The sequence below is a fragment of the Enterobacter sp. ODB01 genome (assembly GCF_001623605.1).
Lineage (GTDB): Bacteria > Pseudomonadota > Gammaproteobacteria > Enterobacterales > Enterobacteriaceae > Enterobacter > Enterobacter kobei.
On the sequence record NZ_CP015227.1, the window covers coordinates 1,884,010 to 1,900,476 of the forward strand.

A 16,467-nucleotide genomic window follows, 5' to 3' on the forward strand; every position below is an offset into this window, starting at 1 on the left:
CCAGCATAGCGAAAAGCACAGAAAAAATTGTTGCTATCTGGCCTTTAAAATAGAATGAAGGGAGAAAAATTTTCTCTGTGAGGTGGGTATGCTAGATAAAATTGACCGTAAGCTCCTTTCCTTGCTGCAAAGTGACTGTACCCTCTCTTTGCAGGCGCTGGCAGATGCCGTTAATCTGACCACCACACCGTGCTGGAAGCGCCTTAAGAAGCTCGAAGATGATGGCATTTTGCTGGGGCGCGTCGCGCTGCTCGATCCCGAAAAACTGGGGCTTGGGTTGACGGCATTTGTGCTGATTAAAACCCAGCACCACAGCAGCGAGTGGTATTGCCGCTTTGTTACTCAGGTCTCTGAGATGCCCGAGGTGCTCGGTTTCTGGCGAATGGCCGGCGAGTACGATTACCTGATGCGCGTCCAGGTGGCAGACATGAAGCGCTATGATGACTTCTACAAGCGGCTGGTGAACAGCGTCCCGGGCTTATCAGACGTTACCTCAAGCTTCGCCATGGAACAGATTAAGTACACCACAGCCTTACCCATTGAATAACTTCGTAAAAAACCTTCAGGAACAAACCGCGTGCGATTATTTGCCCAATTAAGCTGGTACTTTCGTCGGGAGTGGCAACGCTACCTCGGTGCAGTGGCCCTGCTTATTATCATTGCCATTCTGCAGCTGATCCCGCCGAAAGTGGTGGGGTACGTCGTGGATGGCGTCACCGAACAGCATTACACCACCGCACGGGTGTTGATGTGGGTCGGCACGCTGGTGCTGACGGCCGTCATTGTTTATCTCCTGCGCTACGTCTGGCGCGTGCTGCTGTTTGGTGCGTCCTATCAGTTGGCCGTTGAGCTGCGTGAAGATTTTTACCGCCAGCTGAGCCGACAGCATCCCGAATTTTATCTGCGCCATCGCACCGGGGACCTCATCGCCCGAGCCACGAACGATGTTGATCGCGTGGTCTTCGCCGCCGGAGAAGGGGTATTAACGCTGGTGGATTCGCTGGTGATGGGCTGTGCGGTATTGATTGTCATGTCCACGCAGATCAGCTGGCAGTTGACCCTTCTGGCGCTGCTGCCGATGCCGCTGATGGCATTGGCGATCAATCGCTACGGCGAACAGCTGCACGAGCGCTTCAAACTGGCGCAGGCGGCATTTTCGTCTCTGAACGATCGCACTCAGGAGAGCATGACCAGCATTCGCATGATCAAAGCCTTTGGTCTGGAGGACCGGCAGTCCGCGCTGTTTGCCGCCGATGCGGCAGACACGGGGGCGAAGAACATGCGCGTCGCGCGCATTGACGCCCGTTTTGACCCGACAATCTATGTTGCGATTGGCATGGCTAACCTGCTGGCTATCGGAGGCGGTAGCTGGATGGTGGTACAGGGGACGTTAACCCTGGGACAATTGACCAGTTTTGCGATGTATCTCGGGCTGATGATCTGGCCGATGCTGGCTTTAGCCTGGATGTTCAACATTGTGGAGCGGGGCAGCGCCGCCTACAGCCGCATTCGCGCCATGCTGGCCGAAGCGCCGGTGGTGACTGACGGCAGCGAAGCGGTCCCGGAAGGGCGTGGCGTAATGAAGGTCGACGTCCGTCAATTTGTCTATCCGCAGACGGCGCATCCGGTACTGGAGAACGTTAGCTTTACGCTTCAGCCCGGCCAGATGTTGGGTATTTGTGGTCCGACGGGGGCCGGAAAAAGTACCGTCCTCTCTCTGCTCCAGCGCCACTTTGACGTCACCGAAGGGGATATTCGTTTCCATGATATCCCCCTGAAGAACCTGCTGCTGGATGAGTGGCGTGGCCGCCTGGCGGTGGTCAGCCAGACGCCGTTTTTATTTTCGGACACCGTGGCGAATAACATCGCCCTCGGATGCCCTGCGGCGACGCAGGAGGAGATCGAGCATGTGGCGCGTTTAGCCAGCGTGCATGATGATATTTTGCGTCTGCCGCAGGGGTACGAAACGGAAGTCGGAGAGCGTGGCGTCATGCTGTCCGGCGGGCAGAAACAGCGTATTTCGATTGCCCGTGCGCTGCTGCTGAATGCCGAAATCCTGATCCTGGATGATGCGCTCTCCGCTGTGGATGGCCGTACCGAGCACCAGATCCTGCATAACCTGCGTCAGTGGGGTGACGGTCGCACGGTGATTATCAGCGCTCACCGTTTGTCGGCGCTGACCGAAGCCAGCGAAATTCTGGTATTGCAGCACGGGCACATTGCCCAGCGCGGGCAGCATGAAAATCTTGTTGAGCAACCGGGCTGGTATCGCGATATGTATCGCTATCAACAGCTTGAAGCGGCGCTGGACGATGCCCCCGAACAGAATGAGGAGGCCGCTAATGCGTAAGCTCGGAACGATGTGGCCGACGCTCAAACGTCTGCTGGCCTACGGCTCGCCGTGGCGTAAACCGCTGTCCGTGGCCGTGCTTTTACTCTGGATAGCGGCGATTGCAGAAGTGAGCGGGCCGCTGCTCATCAGTTACTTTATCGACAATATGGTCGCCAAAAGCTACCTGCCCCTGGGGCTGGTGGCGGGTTTAGGCGTTGCTTACGTTGGGTTACAGCTGACGGCTGCAGGGCTGCACTATGCGCAGTCGCTGCTGTTTAACCGCGCAGCCGTCGGTGTCGTTCAGCAGCTGCGTACGGATGTAATGGACGCCGCGCTTCGCCAGCCGCTCAGCGAGTTTGATATTCAGCCGGTCGGGCAGGTTATCTCCCGGGTAACCAACGATACCGAGGTGATCCGCGATCTGTACGTCACCGTGGTGGCGACGGTGCTCCGCAGCGCGGCGCTGATTGGTGCGATGCTGGTGGCAATGTTCAGTCTCGACTGGCGCATGGCGCTGGTGGCGATCACGATCTTCCCGGCGGTGCTGATCGTCATGGTCATCTACCAGCGCTACAGCACGCCAATCGTGCGTCGGGTACGAGCCTATCTGGCCGACATCAACGATGGCTTCAACGAAGTCATCAACGGCATGAGCGTTATCCAGCAGTTCCGCCAGCAGGCGCGCTTTGGTGAACGGATGGGCGAAGCCAGCCGCTCGCACTATATGGCACGCATGCAGACGCTGCGGCTTGACGGTTTTCTGCTGCGTCCGCTGCTGAGCCTTTTCTCTGCGCTGGTGCTTTGCGGTCTCCTGATGCTGTTTGGGCTGAGCGCTAACGGTACGATTGAAGTGGGGGTGCTGTACGCCTTTATTAGCTATCTGGGGCGCCTTAACGAACCGCTGATCGAACTCACCACCCAGCAGTCTATGCTGCAACAGGCGGTGGTCGCCGGTGAGCGTGTGTTCGAGCTGATGGACCGGCCGCGACAGGCCTACGGCAACGATGAGCGACCTTTGCAAAGCGGTGCCATTGATTTTGATAATGTCTCGTTTGCCTATCGCGAAGACCGGCTGGTGTTGCAGGATATCTCACTTGATGTTCCGTCGCGTGGTTTCGTGGCGCTGGTGGGCCATACGGGAAGCGGTAAGAGCACCCTCGCCAGCCTGTTAATGGGGTACTACCCGGTTACGCACGGTGAAATCCGGATCGACGGACGTCCGCTCGCGTCTCTTAGCCACAACGTGTTGCGTAAAGGCGTCGCGATGGTGCAGCAGGATCCGGTCGTCCTGGCCGATACCTTCTATGCGAACGTGACCCTGGGGCGGGACTACACGCAGGAGCAGGTCTGGGAGGTACTGGAAAAAGTGCAGCTGGCGGATCTGGCGCGCGGGTTTAGTGAGGGGATCAATACGAAGCTGGGCGAGCAGGGGAACAATCTCTCCGTCGGGCAAAAACAGCTCCTCGCCCTGGCGCGGGTGCTGATTGAAACGCCGCAGGTTCTGATTCTGGATGAAGCGACAGCCAGTATTGACTCCGGTACCGAGCAGGCCATCCAGCAGGCGCTGTCGGCCGTGCGTGACCATACGACGCTGGTGGTGATTGCCCACCGTCTTTCCACCATCGTTGATGCTGATACCATTCTGGTGCTACATCGCGGCCAGGCCGTTGAACGGGGTACGCACCGTGAACTGCTGGAAGCCAAAGGACGTTACTGGCAGATGTATCAGCTTCAGCTGGCAGGCGAAGAGCTGGCGGCCAGCGTGCGTGAGGAAGAATCGCTGAGCGCCTGATGCACCAAAATGAGGCGACGCGCTAACAGTCATTCCTGTTGGTGCAAAACGGAAACGCACCCTGCACCGGCATGGTGCGTTTTTTTTCACCGGTTCGTTTATCAAGGCCGTGTAGCGCTCTTTGCACCGCAGTTCCTTCTGGTTTTCATTTCTGGCACACCCCTTGCAATACCTTCTGCGTAAGCTGCGGCCATTACCGAATTCTGACTGGAGGGGATCTATGAAGCTGGTTACGGTTGTAATCAAACCATTCAAACTCGAAGACGTGCGTGAAGCGTTGTCTTCCATGGGTATTCAGGGACTGACTGTCACCGAAGTGAAAGGCTTTGGTCGTCAGAAGGGTCATGCCGAGCTTTACCGCGGGGCGGAATACAGCGTTAACTTTCTGCCAAAAGTAAAAATTGATGTCGCGATTGCTGACGATCAGCTTGATGAAGTCATTGATGTCATTAGCAAAGCGGCCTACACAGGCAAAATTGGCGACGGCAAAATTTTCGTTGCCGAACTGCAGCGCGTCATTCGCATTCGTACCGGCGAATCTGACGAAGCGGCACTGTAAGTAACTCCTGGCACACAGTGATAGGGATCGAGAAAATGAAGATAGCAACACTTAAAACGGGTCTGGGTTCGCTGGCACTGCTGCCGGGCCTCGCGCTGGCTGCCCCTGCGGTGGCAGATAAAGCCGATAACGCCTTTATGATGATCAGCACCGCGCTGGTGCTGTTCATGTCAATTCCGGGGATTGCCCTGTTCTACGGCGGTCTGATCCGTGGCAAAAACGTTCTCTCCATGCTGACCCAGGTAGCCGTGACCTTCGCACTGGTCTGCGTGCTGTGGGTGGTTTACGGTTACTCGCTGGCCTTTGGCACCGGCAACGCCTTCTTCGGTAACTTTGACTGGGTGATGCTGAAAAATATTGAGCTGACCGCGCTGATGGGCAGTTTCTACCAGTATATTCACGTTGCGTTCCAAGGCTCGTTCGCCTGCATCACCGTCGGGCTGATTGTAGGCGCGCTGGCCGAGCGTATTCGTTTCTCTGCCGTTCTGATCTTTGTGGTGGTCTGGCTGACGCTCTCCTATGTGCCGATTGCGCACATGGTCTGGGGCGGCGGTCTGCTGGCAACGCACGGCGCGCTGGACTTCGCGGGCGGTACCGTCGTACATATCAACGCCGCGGTAGCGGGTCTGGTTGGCGCATACCTGATTGGCAAACGCGTGGGCTTCGGTAAAGAAGCGTTCAAACCGCACAACCTGCCGATGGTCTTTACCGGTACCGCGATCCTCTACTTTGGCTGGTTTGGCTTCAACGCCGGGTCTGCAAGCGCAGCAAACGAAATCGCCGCGCTGGCCTTCGTGAACACCGTCGTGGCCACAGCCGGTGCGATCCTCTCCTGGGTCTTCGGTGAGTGGGCGGTGCGCGGTAAACCTTCCCTGTTGGGTGCCTGTTCTGGCGCAATCGCGGGCCTGGTCGGTATCACGCCTGCCTGTGGTTATGTGGGTGTCGGTGGTGCGCTGCTGGTAGGTTTGGTTGCAGGTCTTGCAGGTCTGTGGGGCGTTACGGCACTGAAACGCGTGCTGCGCGTTGATGACCCTTGCGATGTATTTGGTGTGCACGGTGTGTGCGGCATCGTCGGCTGTATCATGACCGGTATCTTCGCCGCGAAATCGCTGGGTGGCGTGGGCTATGCAGAAGGTGTCACTATGGTTCATCAGGTACTGGTGCAGCTGGAAAGTATTGCTATCACTGTGGTGTGGTCTGCCGTTGTCGCTTTTATTGGCTACAAGCTGGCGGACATGACTGTGGGTCTGCGCGTACCGGAAGAGCAGGAGCGCGAAGGTCTGGATGTGAACAGCCACGGCGAGAATGCGTATAACGCATAACCAACAGCAAAACGGCAATCTCGATTGCCGTTTTTAATGTTTATTCCCTCTCCCTGTGGGAGAGGGCCAGGGTGAGGGCATCAGGCCGCACGTTATTAACCGCGATTACGCATTACCCCTTCCTGCACCGTTGAAGCGACCAGCACGCCGTCCTGCGTATAAAACTCTCCACGCACAAACCCGCGAGCGCTCGATGCCGATGTACTCTCCACGCTGTAAAGCAGCCACTCATTCATGTTGAAGGGACGGTGGAACCACATGGAGTGGTCGATGGTCGCGACCTGCATCCCTTTTTCGAGGAACCCGACGCCGTGCGGCTGCAGCGCCACCGGCAGAAAGTTAAAATCTGACGCATACCCGAGCAGATACTGATGCACGCGGAAATCTTCCGGCACGGTACCGTTGGCGCGGATCCAGACCTGACGTTTCGGCTCGGCGGTGTGACCCTTCATCGGGTTATGGAACTCGACGGGGCGGATCTCCAGCGGTTTATCGCACAGAAATTTCTCTTTGACCTGCGGCGGAAGCAGATGCGCCAGCGCACGGGCGATATCGGTCTCTGATTTGAGCGTGTCTGGCGACGGTGCCGGCGGCATCGTTTTCTGATGCTCGTATCCCGGTTCCGGTGCCTGGAACGAGGCGGTCATATAGAAGATGGGCTTACCGTTCTGAATGGCCGCCACGCGGCGGGCACTGAAACTATTACCGTCACGCAGAACTTCAACATCATACACAATGGGTTTTGCGCTATCGCCAGGGCGTAAGAAATAGCTGTGGAACGAATGCACCAGACGGTCTGCCGGGACGGTCTCCTTTGCCGCGTACAGCGCTTGTCCAACGACTTGCCCACCGAAGACCTGGCGCAAGCCTAAATCTTCACTCTGTCCGCGAAAGAGTCCTTCCTCAATTTTTTCCAGATTCAGTAATGTCAGCAGATTGTTCAGTGCCTGACTCATAGTTGTCCTCAATAAACGCCGTAGCGAAAGATAGGCAGAGTATAACGCAGAAATGTAAGTGGTCCGATGGGTAGAATAATCTTAATATCGGCACGTTTTCAGGCATTAATCGGTGATCTGTGCCACACTTGAATATGTTATGTGATTGAAACGACATCGGATGGGATCGATCCCGCTGGTGCATTGATGATAAGGAGACTTCAATGAAACTCGTGCCTATGCTAAGTGGTGTAGCTATTGCGGTGGCGTTGTCCGCCTGTGCCGGTAAGAGCGCCCAGGTGCCGGTACCTGCAGCCGATCCAAACGGGATTAATACCCTTTCACAGCAATCCATTCAGCAGCCTAATGTTTCCGGTACCATCTGGATCAAACAGAGAGTCGCTTTGCCGCCGGATGCGGTATTAACGGTCACGCTGTCTGATGCTTCTCTGGCCGACGCACCGTCGAAAGTCCTGGCTCAGCGTGCGGTTCGTACTGAAGGTAAGCAGGCGCCATTTAGCTTCGTGCTGCCATATAACCCGTCAGACGTACAGCCGAATGCCCGTATCCTGCTGAGTGCCGCGGTAACGATCAACGATAAGCTGGTCTTTATTACCGATACGGTTCAGGAAGCCATTAACCACGGTGGGACTAAAGTCGACCTGAATCTGGTTCCCGTACAGCAAACCGCAGTGCCGGTTGCTCCACAGACCAATCAGCCGTCCCTGCCAACCCCACCGACCCAGATGTAATTGTTGCTATCACCCTCTCCTTCGGGGGAGGGGTTAGTACACCCACCGGTACTTTTGCAAATCAATCTGTCCCGATCCCGATACCTGCACACCCTCTGACAGTAATGCCTGGCGCTGGCGCTGGAGATCCGGTCCGGTCAGCGAGATGGCACCATGACGATTCACCACGCGATGCCAGGGCAGCGTGCTTCCTTCCGGCAGCCGTTTAAGAACGCCGCCTACCTGTCGCGCCGCGCGCGGTGAACCGGCCAGCTGTGCGACATCACCATAGGTTGTGACGTAGCCTTCCGGGATTGAGGCCACAATTTGCCATACGCGTTGGGGAAAGGAGTCGTGTTCGTCCATACCTGCACCTGTGGGGATCATCTGGACAGCCATGGTAAACGAAGATTGCCCTGATTGCTGCGCCTGTTTGCGCAATAAACCAGCATCCGGTTCCGGGTCGCTTGCAATTGGGTCTTCGCACAGGGATAATGCGCCAGCGCGTTGGTTATCAACGCTCTCAATGGGGGCTCTGTTGGTTCTCCCGCAACGCTACTCTGTTCACCAGGTCAGGTCCGGAAGGAAGCAGCCAGGGCAGACGACGTGGGTGCCGGGATGTAGCTGGCAGGGCCCCCACCCATTTACGGCCTCGTACAAACCTTCCTGCGTTACCTCTCTCGGTAGTCATTATTCCACAATACTTTAACGCCTAGACGCTGTAATATATATTTCATCGTGCTGAAATATTATTGTCATAAACCTGTAATAATAGACTGGCATTTTATAATTGGACGTCTATTTAACACCAAAATTCAAAAAAATATAAATCTGGATAACAGTGTTAACTTCGTGTATTACATAAAGTACTTATTCCGAAGGGAAGTGACAAACATGGCTACTGCGGTTTTAAATGTTAAAATTGACGACGCGCTAAAAGAAAGGCTTCGCCACTATGCGGAAGTGAATAACGAGAATTTAAGCGTGACCACAGAGAAACTGCTGCTGCTGGCGTTTGAAGCAGTAGAAGAGGCGGGAGTATCGGAAGAAGATATTGATAATCAGCATACGGAAGAAGAGAGTGTTTCTCCTTTTACTCCTAAAGAAATCAAAGCACTACGTAAACTTCTGAAGAAGAGAAAATGAAACAACAACTGTCAACTGCCAGTGACTACAACGAGGCCTGCGATCTCTTGCGCTCAGGCTATGTGAAGCATGTACGTCTTGGCTGGAATGTTGGAAGCGATGAGTTCTTTCGTATTGCGTCTGACTGGTGTGATACCGGTGCAAAAATAAAGAAAGACGGTGATAACTTCGTTATTTCGCTGAAAGGTTTCCCTATTCCTCCGCAACATTAATTGTTGTCCAGTGAAAACTGCTGACTGCATATATTACAGTCAGCAGTTTTTATTTTATGATCCCCTTCAAACTTTTTATTCTTAAACCAGACTGCGTTTGATGGCCGGCTCATTTGAATGTAATGCACGCCATAAGGGTTTAATCCGCAGTAACGCCGCTTCCATTTCCGCTGGCTCCAGCGAGAAGGGCATGCGCAAAAAGCGGTCAAACGCCCCCGATAAGCCAAACCGTGTGCCCGTTCCCAGGTTAATCCCGATGATTTCTGCCCGCGCGGCAAGCTGTGTCGCCAGCATGCCGGGAAGTTCGATCCAGTAAGACAGTCCGCCTTCCGCCTCATGGAATCGCCACTCGGGAAAATGTTCACGCAGCAGTTCACTGCATCGATCGCGCCGTTCCGCAAGCATCTTGCGGCGAGCGGGCAGAAAACGTTCGCTATTGTTGATAAGCCACAGCGTCGCCAGTTGCTCCAGCAGCGGCGAGCCCAGATCAAGCGTATCCCGCGTCTGGGCGAGGGTGGCGATGGTACGTGAAGAGGCGCGGATCCAGCCGAGACGCAGCCCGCCCCAGAAGCTTTTTCCGGCGGAGCCTAATGTCATGACGGTTGCCTCCCGGTTAAATGATGCCAGCGGTGGCGGTGGGGGCGAGTCAAACCAGAGATCGACCATCGTTTCATCTACAACCAGCGTCGTGCGGGTTTGTGCGGCAATATCGGCGATCGCCTGACGGGTTGCGATATCCATACAACGCCCGGTTGGGTTGTGAAAATCAGGCATCAGGTAAGCCAGGCGCGGTGCGGTCTGGGCAAGCGTGGCGGCAAAACCATCCGTGTCCCAGCCTGTATCCGGCAGCGACACCCCAACGGGCCGGCACTGTGCCCCCTGAATGGCGGCAATCGCCAGCGGATAGGTAGGGTGATCGACCACGACGCGATCTCCCGGCCCGGTTAACATCCGCAATATCAGCGCAAAACCGCTGACGGCACCGTTGACCACCATGACTTCGTCTGCGCGGGTGGGAAGACCCCGTTCGGTATAGCGTGCCGCTATAGCTTCCCGAAGCGCAGGCAGCCCAAGCTGGTCGTAGCCCGTCAGCGAGAGGTGCTGGGTAATAGCCGTCAGCGCGTGGGTATAAGCCTGGTGGATCTCTGGCCCGGCATTGAGGGCGGCAGTGGAGAGATCCAGTGCGGCACTCGCCGCTGAAAGGGTAGGAACGGCGCGCGTATCCGGGAGGATCACGCGCGACCCGCTGCCGTGGCGGCTTTCAAGATATCCCTCCTCGCGCAGATGGGCGAGGGCGCTGCTGACGGTGGTCCGGCTCACGTCCAGCGCCGTAGCCAGCTCACGCTCACCCGGCAGTCGCGTATTTAATGCCAGTCGGCCATCAAGGATTAACAGACGCAACGCGTCAGCCAGCTGGCGCCAGAGCGGGGTGCGGGATGAAGCTTGCTGCCAGTGGCCTAAAAGGCGTACCAGAGACTGACTTCCAAAGCGGCGTGATGACATATGCAGTCCACTATTTGAAAACTGGACATTAATCATAGTGCCATTTTAGGTCAGGATGAAAGCCTGGTTATCGGGAGAAGATAAAAAATGGTACGTCGTCTGCTACAACTTTATGTCGGTTTGGGTCTGTATGGCCTCTCTACCACGATGTTTATTCGCTCGGATCTGGGGGTTGATCCGTGGGATGTATTTCACCTCGGCGTCGGGCTACAGCTGGGGATGAGTATCGGGACGGTGATCATTTTGACCGGCGCTGCGGTGCTGCTGCTGTGGATCCCCCTGCGCCAGATGCCCGGACTCGGCACGATCAGTAACGTGATTTGTATCGGTCTGGCGGCAGACGCCAGCATGGCGCTCATCCCCGAGCTGAGTTCGTTACCTGTGCGAATCGCTTTCCTGGTATCGGGCATTGTGATGAACGCGATTGCCACCAGTATGTACATTGGTGCCGGTTTCGGGCCCGGCCCGCGCGATGGTCTGATGACAGGCATTCACGCCCGGCTGGGCTGGTCCATTCGCAGCGTGCGAACCACAATCGAAGTGTCCGTCCTGCTGATTGGGTGCGTGCTTGGCGGTACGTTTGGCGTAGGAACCGTACTGTATGCCCTGACCATTGGTCCGCTTATTCAGCTCTGTATGCCCTGGTTCCGCCAGAAGTCGCGCAATGAGAACGTTCCTCAGCCGGAACGGGTTGTTTAATTTGCGAAGCGCTCACATGTTTTAACGGCATCGCTGTGGCAGAATAGTCGCTTCGACTATCGCGATGCCAGAAAGCATGAAAGCAATCACTCTCTATGATGTCGCCTCCCTTGCGGGGGTTTCTTATCAGACCGTTTCCCGCGTGATTAACGACGCGGAGCATGTCTCTGCCCGCACGCGGGAAAAGGTGCAGCAGGCAATGGCGGAACTGCACTATGTGCCTAACCTGCGGGCACAACAGCTGGCGGGTAAACGCACCCGTACGCTGGGTCTTATTACGACCGATCTGGCGCTGCACGCGCCTTCACAAATCGTCTCGGCGGTAAAATCCCGGGCAGCGGAACAGGGGGCGAGTGTCCTCATTTCCATGGTAGAGCAACCGCACCAGTGTCAGGCCGCGCTTCAGGCGTTGCTGGCGCAGCGGGTGGAAGCACTGCTGGTCAATGTGCCGCTTGACGATCCTCACGCTGAACAGCTCAGGGCGCTGGCATCGCCCGTTCCGGTGCTGTTTCTGGATGTATCGCTCTCAGCGCAGGTAAACAGCCTCGTGTTTAACGCAGAGGAAGGGGCGCGTCTGGGCGTTGAGCATCTGCTTTCGCTGGGGCATCAGCATATTGCTTTGTTGAGCGGACCGGAAAGCTCGGTCTCTGCGCGTGCGCGTCTGGCCGGATGGCAAGCGACGCTGGCACAGGCCGGCCTTGACGCGGTTGCCGTGGAATACGGTGACTGGAGCGCGGCCAGCGGTTATGAGAAAGGGCATATGCTGCTGTCGGGTACGGTATTACCGGAGGCGATTCTGGTGGCGAACGATCAAATGGCGCTTGGGGTGATGCGCGCCTGCGCGGAAAAAGGGGTAGCGATCCCTGGCCAGCTATCGGTAGTCGGGTTTGACGATACGGCCGACAGTGCCTGGTTTTCGCCGCCGCTGACGACCGTTCGCCAGGCGTTTCGCCAGGCGGGCGAACGCAGCGTGACGTGGCTGCTGGACCCCCTCCAGGGCGATGCGTGCTGGCAGGTTCAGCTGCCGGTTACGCTGGTGATCCGTCACTCCACCGCGCGCCGCCATCTGCAGCAGGCCGAACAAGAGGATCTGGCGGAGCAGCTCAGACGCCTGGCTCTCCTGGCAGAGCAGCTTGCGCGTAAATAAAACTTTGTGATCTGACTCGCTGCTCCGCGATGGAATGCTTTACCCTCGCTCAGTGCCAGGGCATGTTAACCAAAATTGTGAGCGCTTCGCAAAGAGGTTAGTATGCCCAACACTTTATCACCGACGCTCGGTGCCATTCTGGCCCGACGGGACTGGGAAAACCACGGCGTTACCCAGTGGAACCGGCTGTCGGCTCATGCGCCGTTACACAGCTGGCGCCATGAATCCTCGGCCCTGAACGACGAGGAGTCAGTCAGCAGACGTTCTCTTAACGGGGCGTGGCGGTTTAATTATTTTCCTGCACCCGAGCAAGTCCCGGAGGCATGGGTAACGGAAGATTGCGCGGACGCCGTTGCGATGCCCGTGCCGTCTAACTGGCAGATGCAGGGATTTGACACGCCCATCTACACCAACGTCACCTATCCCATTCCCGTCACGCCGCCTTTTGTTCCACAAGAGAACCCAACCGGATGTTACTCGCTCACATTTGAGGTGGATGACGCCTGGCTCCACGGCGGGCAAACCCGCATTATCTTTGACGGCGTGAACTCGGCGTTTCATCTTTGGTGCAACGGACAGTGGATAGGCTATTCCCAGGACAGCCGCTTGCCCGCCGAATTCGATCTCTCGGCGGCGCTGCGCGCCGGGGAGAACCGCCTGGCGGTCATGGTACTGCGCTGGTGCGACGGCAGTTATCTTGAAGACCAGGACATGTGGCGGATGAGCGGCATTTTCCGCGACGTCACTTTGCTGCATAAACCCGAAACGCAGATCGCCGATTACCATGTGTTGACGGACCTGAACGCTGAGCTGGACCGCGCGGTGCTGAAAGTGGCGGTCGCGCTGACAGGCGCTCGCTACGCGGAGTGCGATGTCACGATAACTCTGTGGCGCAACGGTGAACGCTGTGCCAGCGCGACCCAGCGGCCAGGCTCTGCCATTGTGGACGAGCGTGGCGGCTGGGCTGAGCGGTTAACGGTGGCGATCCCCGTCGAGCACCCTGCGCTGTGGAGTGCTGAAACGCCGGAACTGTATCGCCTGACGATTGCGCTTCTCAACCCGCAGGGTGAGGTGGTCGAGGTCGAGGCATGCGACGTTGGCTTCCGCCGCGTTGACGTCAGCAATGGCCTGCTCAAGCTCAACGGTAAACCGCTGCTGATCCGCGGCGTTAACCGACATGAGCACCACCCTGAAAACGGCCAGGTGATGGATGAAGCAACTATGCGTCGCGATATCGAAATCATGAAGCAGCACAACTTCAACGCCGTGCGCTGCTCGCACTATCCTAATCATCCGCTGTGGTACCGGCTTTGCGATCGTTATGGGCTGTACGTCGTTGACGAAGCGAATATCGAAACGCACGGTATGGTGCCGATGAGCCGCCTCGCTGACGATCCGCGCTGGCTACCTGCCATGAGCGAGCGCGTGACCCGCATGGTGCAGCGCGACCGAAATCATCCTTCGATTATTATCTGGTCGCTGGGCAATGAATCCGGCCACGGTGCGAACCACGATGCGCTGTACCGCTGGCTGAAAACCACCGACCCGACTCGCCCGGTGCAGTATGAAGGCGGCGGGGCGAATACGGCAGCGACCGATATTGTCTGCCCGATGTACGCCCGGGTCGATCAGGATCAGCCTTTCCCGGCAGTCCCTAAATGGTCAATCAAGAAATGGATCGGCATGCCGGATGAAACGCGTCCGCTGATCCTCTGCGAATACGCCCACGCGATGGGCAACAGCTTTGGTGGGTTTGCGAAATACTGGCAGGCGTTTCGCAATCATCCTCGCCTGCAGGGCGGGTTTGTCTGGGACTGGGTCGATCAGGCCCTGACGAAGCAAGACGAAAAGGGTAACGCGTTCTGGGCGTATGGCGGAGACTTTGGCGATAAGCCGAACGATCGGCAGTTTTGCCTCAATGGTCTGGTATTCCCCGACCGAACCCCGCATCCGGCGCTGTACGAAGCGCAGCGCGCCCAGCAGTTCTTTACCTTTACGCTGGCGAGCACTGCTCCGCTGGTGATTGAGGTGCAAAGCGGCTACCTGTTCCGCCACACCGATAACGAGGTGCTGAGCTGGACGATTGCACGTGATGGAGAGGTGCTGGCCGCGGGCGAGGTCACGCTCGCGATGGTTCCCGAGGGCACCCAGCGTCTGGAGCTCGATCTGCCGGCGCCGAAGGCCGGGCCGGGAGAGGTTTGGCTGAATGTTGAGGTTCGCCAGCCGCGGGCAACGCCGTGGTCACCGGCTGGCCATCGCTGCGCGTGGGAGCAGTGGCCGCTCCCGGTTCCTCTCTTTATTGCGCCGACAGTGTCTGCGGGCGAACCTCCCGTGTTGACGCAACATGACCTCATGCTGGAGATAACGCATCAGCAGCAGCGCTGGCAGTTCGATTGCACTTCCGGAAACCTGACCCAATGGTGGCGAGATGGCGTGGAACTGTTGATTTCGCCCGTGACGGATAGCTTCAGCCGCGCGCCGTTGGATAATGACATTGGCGTGAGCGAAGCGACGAAAATCGATCCGAACGCGTGGGTTGAACGCTGGAAAGCAGCGGGTATGTACGATCTCACCTCCCGCGTACTGTCCTGTGATGCAGAGCAGCATGCTCGCGAGGTGGTGGTCAATACCCTGCATGTCTGGGAGTACCACGGCAAAGCGCTGTTCCTGAGCCGTAAAACCTGGCGGGTGGACGAGCAGGGCGTTCTGCATGGTGATATTCAGGTCGATATGGCGTCTGATATCCCGGAACCCGCGCGGATTGGCCTGAGCGTTCATCTCGCCGAAGCGCCGGAAAACGTTCACTGGCTGGGGTTGGGGCCGCACGAAAATTACCCGGACAGAAAGCTGGCGGCACAGCAGGGGCGCTGGACATTGCCCCTGGAGGCGATGCACACGCCGTATATCTTCCCGACGGAAAATGGTTTGCGCTGCGATACCCGCGAACTTGTGGCAGGAACGCATCTGCTGAATGGCCGGTTCCACTTCTCAATAAGCCGCTACAGCCAGCAGCAGTTGCGCGAGACAACCCATCATCACCTGTTGCGCGAAGAGCCGGGGTGTTGGCTCAACCTCGACGCGTTCCACATGGGCGTGGGCGGCGATGACTCCTGGAGCCCCAGCGTCTCGCCGGAATTTCTCCTGCAGACGCGCCAGCTTCGTTATCGCTTCAGCTGGCAGCAGAACCTCAGCTGACCCTTGAGATGCGGCCACCTGACGTGGCCGCAGGCTTATGCCAGGATGCCGCTCAGGCCGTGCAGGCTCATGTAAATCCCTACCACGGTAATCAGCGCAGCGGAAATCCACGGTGCTTTGCGGGACAGTTCGCTAAAGCCAGGCCAGCGTTTGGTCGCGTGTTTGAGGCTAAGGGCGGCAATCGCCCCGGACGCGACCAGCGTCAACGCCAAACCGATACTGAAGCTGAATACCAGCGTCGCGCCGAGCGCAAAATGCTTTAACTGAAGGCAGATCAGCAGAACCGTGATGGATGCCGGGCAGGGAATAAGCCCGCCTGTCAGGCCAAACATCACGATCTGTCCCGTGGTCACATGTTGTCCATTAAAACGCCGGTTAATATCCTGCGCATGGGCGCGCTGGTGGGCGTCCTGCCACTCCTCTTTAACAAGCGGGTGGTGGTGATCATGATGATGTTCATGTTCATGTTCATGTTCATGGTCATGATGGTGGTGGTGATGATCGTGCGGCTGGCTCTCTTTCCAGGTTCGCCATGCCATCCACAGGGCGATTAAAACGATCAACACCCCGGAGAACAGCTGGAACCAGGGTTCGGACGTATGAGCATCCCAGCCCCGACCAAACCATAACCCTGCCATGGCAATGATCCAGACCACCGCCGTATGGGATAGCGTTGCCGCCAGACCCAGCAGTACAGCCTGTTTCAGCGTGCCGCGGATGGCCACGATAAAGGCAGCCATCATGGTTTTGGAATGGCCCGGTTCCAGACCATGTAACGCGCCGAGCAGGATAGCGCTGGGAACAAACAGCCAGGCATTACCCTGCTGCAGAAGTGAAGCAAAATCGGTCATTGAATGTTCCAGGGTGGAAAGCGTGTGCAAATACTACTCCCCC

15 protein-coding genes and 1 other RNA gene are annotated in these 16,467 nt (G+C 57.2%); 12 read left to right on the forward strand and 4 right to left on the reverse strand.

What is annotated here, in order from left to right; genetic code table 11:
• Positions 1-88: 88 nt before the first annotated feature.
• From A4308_RS08995 to amtB, 5 genes are all read left to right on the forward strand, one after another.
• Positions 89-547, forward strand: a complete 459-nt coding sequence (locus tag A4308_RS08995; protein ID WP_008503307.1) for an Lrp/AsnC family transcriptional regulator — start codon at positions 89-91, stop codon at positions 545-547.
• 30 nt (positions 548-577) lie between these two features.
• The gene (locus A4308_RS09000) at positions 578-2,350 is read left to right on the forward strand and encodes a SmdA family multidrug ABC transporter permease/ATP-binding protein (protein WP_045134720.1); all 1,773 of its coding nucleotides are present in this window, start codon (positions 578-580) and stop codon (positions 2,348-2,350) included.
• Positions 2,343-4,124: a SmdB family multidrug efflux ABC transporter permease/ATP-binding protein gene (locus A4308_RS09005; RefSeq protein ID WP_014882786.1), complete on the forward strand. Its 1,782-nt coding sequence runs from the start codon at positions 2,343-2,345 to the stop codon at positions 4,122-4,124. Before A4308_RS09000 ends, A4308_RS09005 begins: the two co-directional genes overlap by 8 nt.
• A 220-nt stretch (positions 4,125-4,344) precedes the next feature.
• Positions 4,345-4,683 carry a P-II family nitrogen regulator gene (gene glnK / locus A4308_RS09010; protein ID WP_008503304.1) on the forward strand — a complete coding sequence of 113 codons (339 nt, stop codon included), beginning with the start codon at positions 4,345-4,347 and terminating at the stop codon, positions 4,681-4,683.
• 35 nt (positions 4,684-4,718) lie between these two features.
• Positions 4,719-6,005, forward strand: coding sequence for an ammonium transporter AmtB (amtB, locus tag A4308_RS09015; protein WP_014882787.1), 1,287 nt, complete (start codon positions 4,719-4,721; stop codon positions 6,003-6,005).
• A 95-nt stretch (positions 6,006-6,100) separates the two neighbouring features.
• Here amtB and tesB read toward each other — a convergent pair whose 3' ends face one another.
• A complete protein-coding gene (gene tesB, locus A4308_RS09020; protein WP_014882788.1) occupies positions 6,101-6,961 on the reverse strand; it encodes an acyl-CoA thioesterase II in 861 nt (286 codons plus the stop codon).
• Between the two features lie 203 nt (positions 6,962-7,164).
• On the opposite strand from tesB, the gene A4308_RS09025 reads away from it, so the two are divergent.
• Positions 7,165-7,692: a YbaY family lipoprotein gene (locus A4308_RS09025; protein WP_045281686.1), complete on the forward strand. Its 528-nt coding sequence runs from the start codon at positions 7,165-7,167 to the stop codon at positions 7,690-7,692.
• A gap of 33 nt (positions 7,693-7,725) precedes the next feature.
• Here A4308_RS09025 and A4308_RS09030 read toward each other — a convergent pair whose 3' ends face one another.
• Entirely contained in the window at positions 7,726-8,037 is a 312-nt protein-coding gene (locus A4308_RS09030) for an MGMT family protein (RefSeq protein ID WP_014882790.1), read from the reverse strand.
• A gap of 170 nt (positions 8,038-8,207) precedes the next feature.
• Between A4308_RS09030 and ffs the strand changes: the two genes are divergently transcribed.
• The 3 genes from ffs (at position 8,208) to A4308_RS09045 (ending at position 9,029) form a co-directional block, all read left to right on the forward strand.
• Positions 8,208-8,304, forward strand: an RNA gene (gene ffs / locus A4308_RS09035) — signal recognition particle sRNA small type.
• 261 nt (positions 8,305-8,565) lie between these two features.
• A complete protein-coding gene (locus A4308_RS09040) occupies positions 8,566-8,817 on the forward strand; it encodes a hypothetical protein (RefSeq protein WP_023310587.1) in 252 nt (83 codons plus the stop codon).
• A complete protein-coding gene (locus tag A4308_RS09045) occupies positions 8,814-9,029 on the forward strand; it encodes a hypothetical protein (protein ID WP_023310588.1) in 216 nt (71 codons plus the stop codon). The genes A4308_RS09040 and A4308_RS09045 overlap by 4 nt, the downstream gene beginning before the upstream one ends.
• A gap of 81 nt (positions 9,030-9,110) precedes the next feature.
• Here A4308_RS09045 and yczR read toward each other — a convergent pair whose 3' ends face one another.
• Positions 9,111-10,532, reverse strand: coding sequence for a MocR-like transcription factor YczR (gene yczR / locus A4308_RS09050; protein ID WP_014882792.1), 1,422 nt, complete (start codon positions 10,530-10,532; stop codon positions 9,111-9,113).
• An 87-nt stretch (positions 10,533-10,619) separates the two neighbouring features.
• On the opposite strand from yczR, the gene yczE reads away from it, so the two are divergent.
• The 3 genes from yczE to A4308_RS09065 all read left to right on the forward strand — a co-directional run bounded on the left by yczE (position 10,620) and on the right by A4308_RS09065 (position 15,573).
• Complete coding sequence (gene yczE / locus A4308_RS09055; RefSeq protein ID WP_014882793.1) at positions 10,620-11,231, forward strand: membrane protein YczE; 612 nt, start codon at positions 10,620-10,622, stop codon at positions 11,229-11,231.
• A 76-nt stretch (positions 11,232-11,307) separates the two neighbouring features.
• Complete coding sequence (locus A4308_RS09060) at positions 11,308-12,378, forward strand: LacI family DNA-binding transcriptional regulator (RefSeq protein ID WP_063308494.1); 1,071 nt, start codon at positions 11,308-11,310, stop codon at positions 12,376-12,378.
• A 102-nt stretch (positions 12,379-12,480) separates the two neighbouring features.
• Complete coding sequence (locus A4308_RS09065; RefSeq protein WP_045281684.1) at positions 12,481-15,573, forward strand: beta-galactosidase; 3,093 nt, start codon at positions 12,481-12,483, stop codon at positions 15,571-15,573.
• A 35-nt stretch (positions 15,574-15,608) separates the two neighbouring features.
• Here A4308_RS09065 and A4308_RS09070 read toward each other — a convergent pair whose 3' ends face one another.
• Positions 15,609-16,424 carry a nickel/cobalt efflux protein RcnA gene (locus A4308_RS09070; protein ID WP_063308495.1) on the reverse strand — a complete coding sequence of 272 codons (816 nt, stop codon included), beginning with the start codon at positions 16,422-16,424 and terminating at the stop codon, positions 15,609-15,611.
• Positions 16,425-16,467 lie beyond the last annotated feature (43 nt).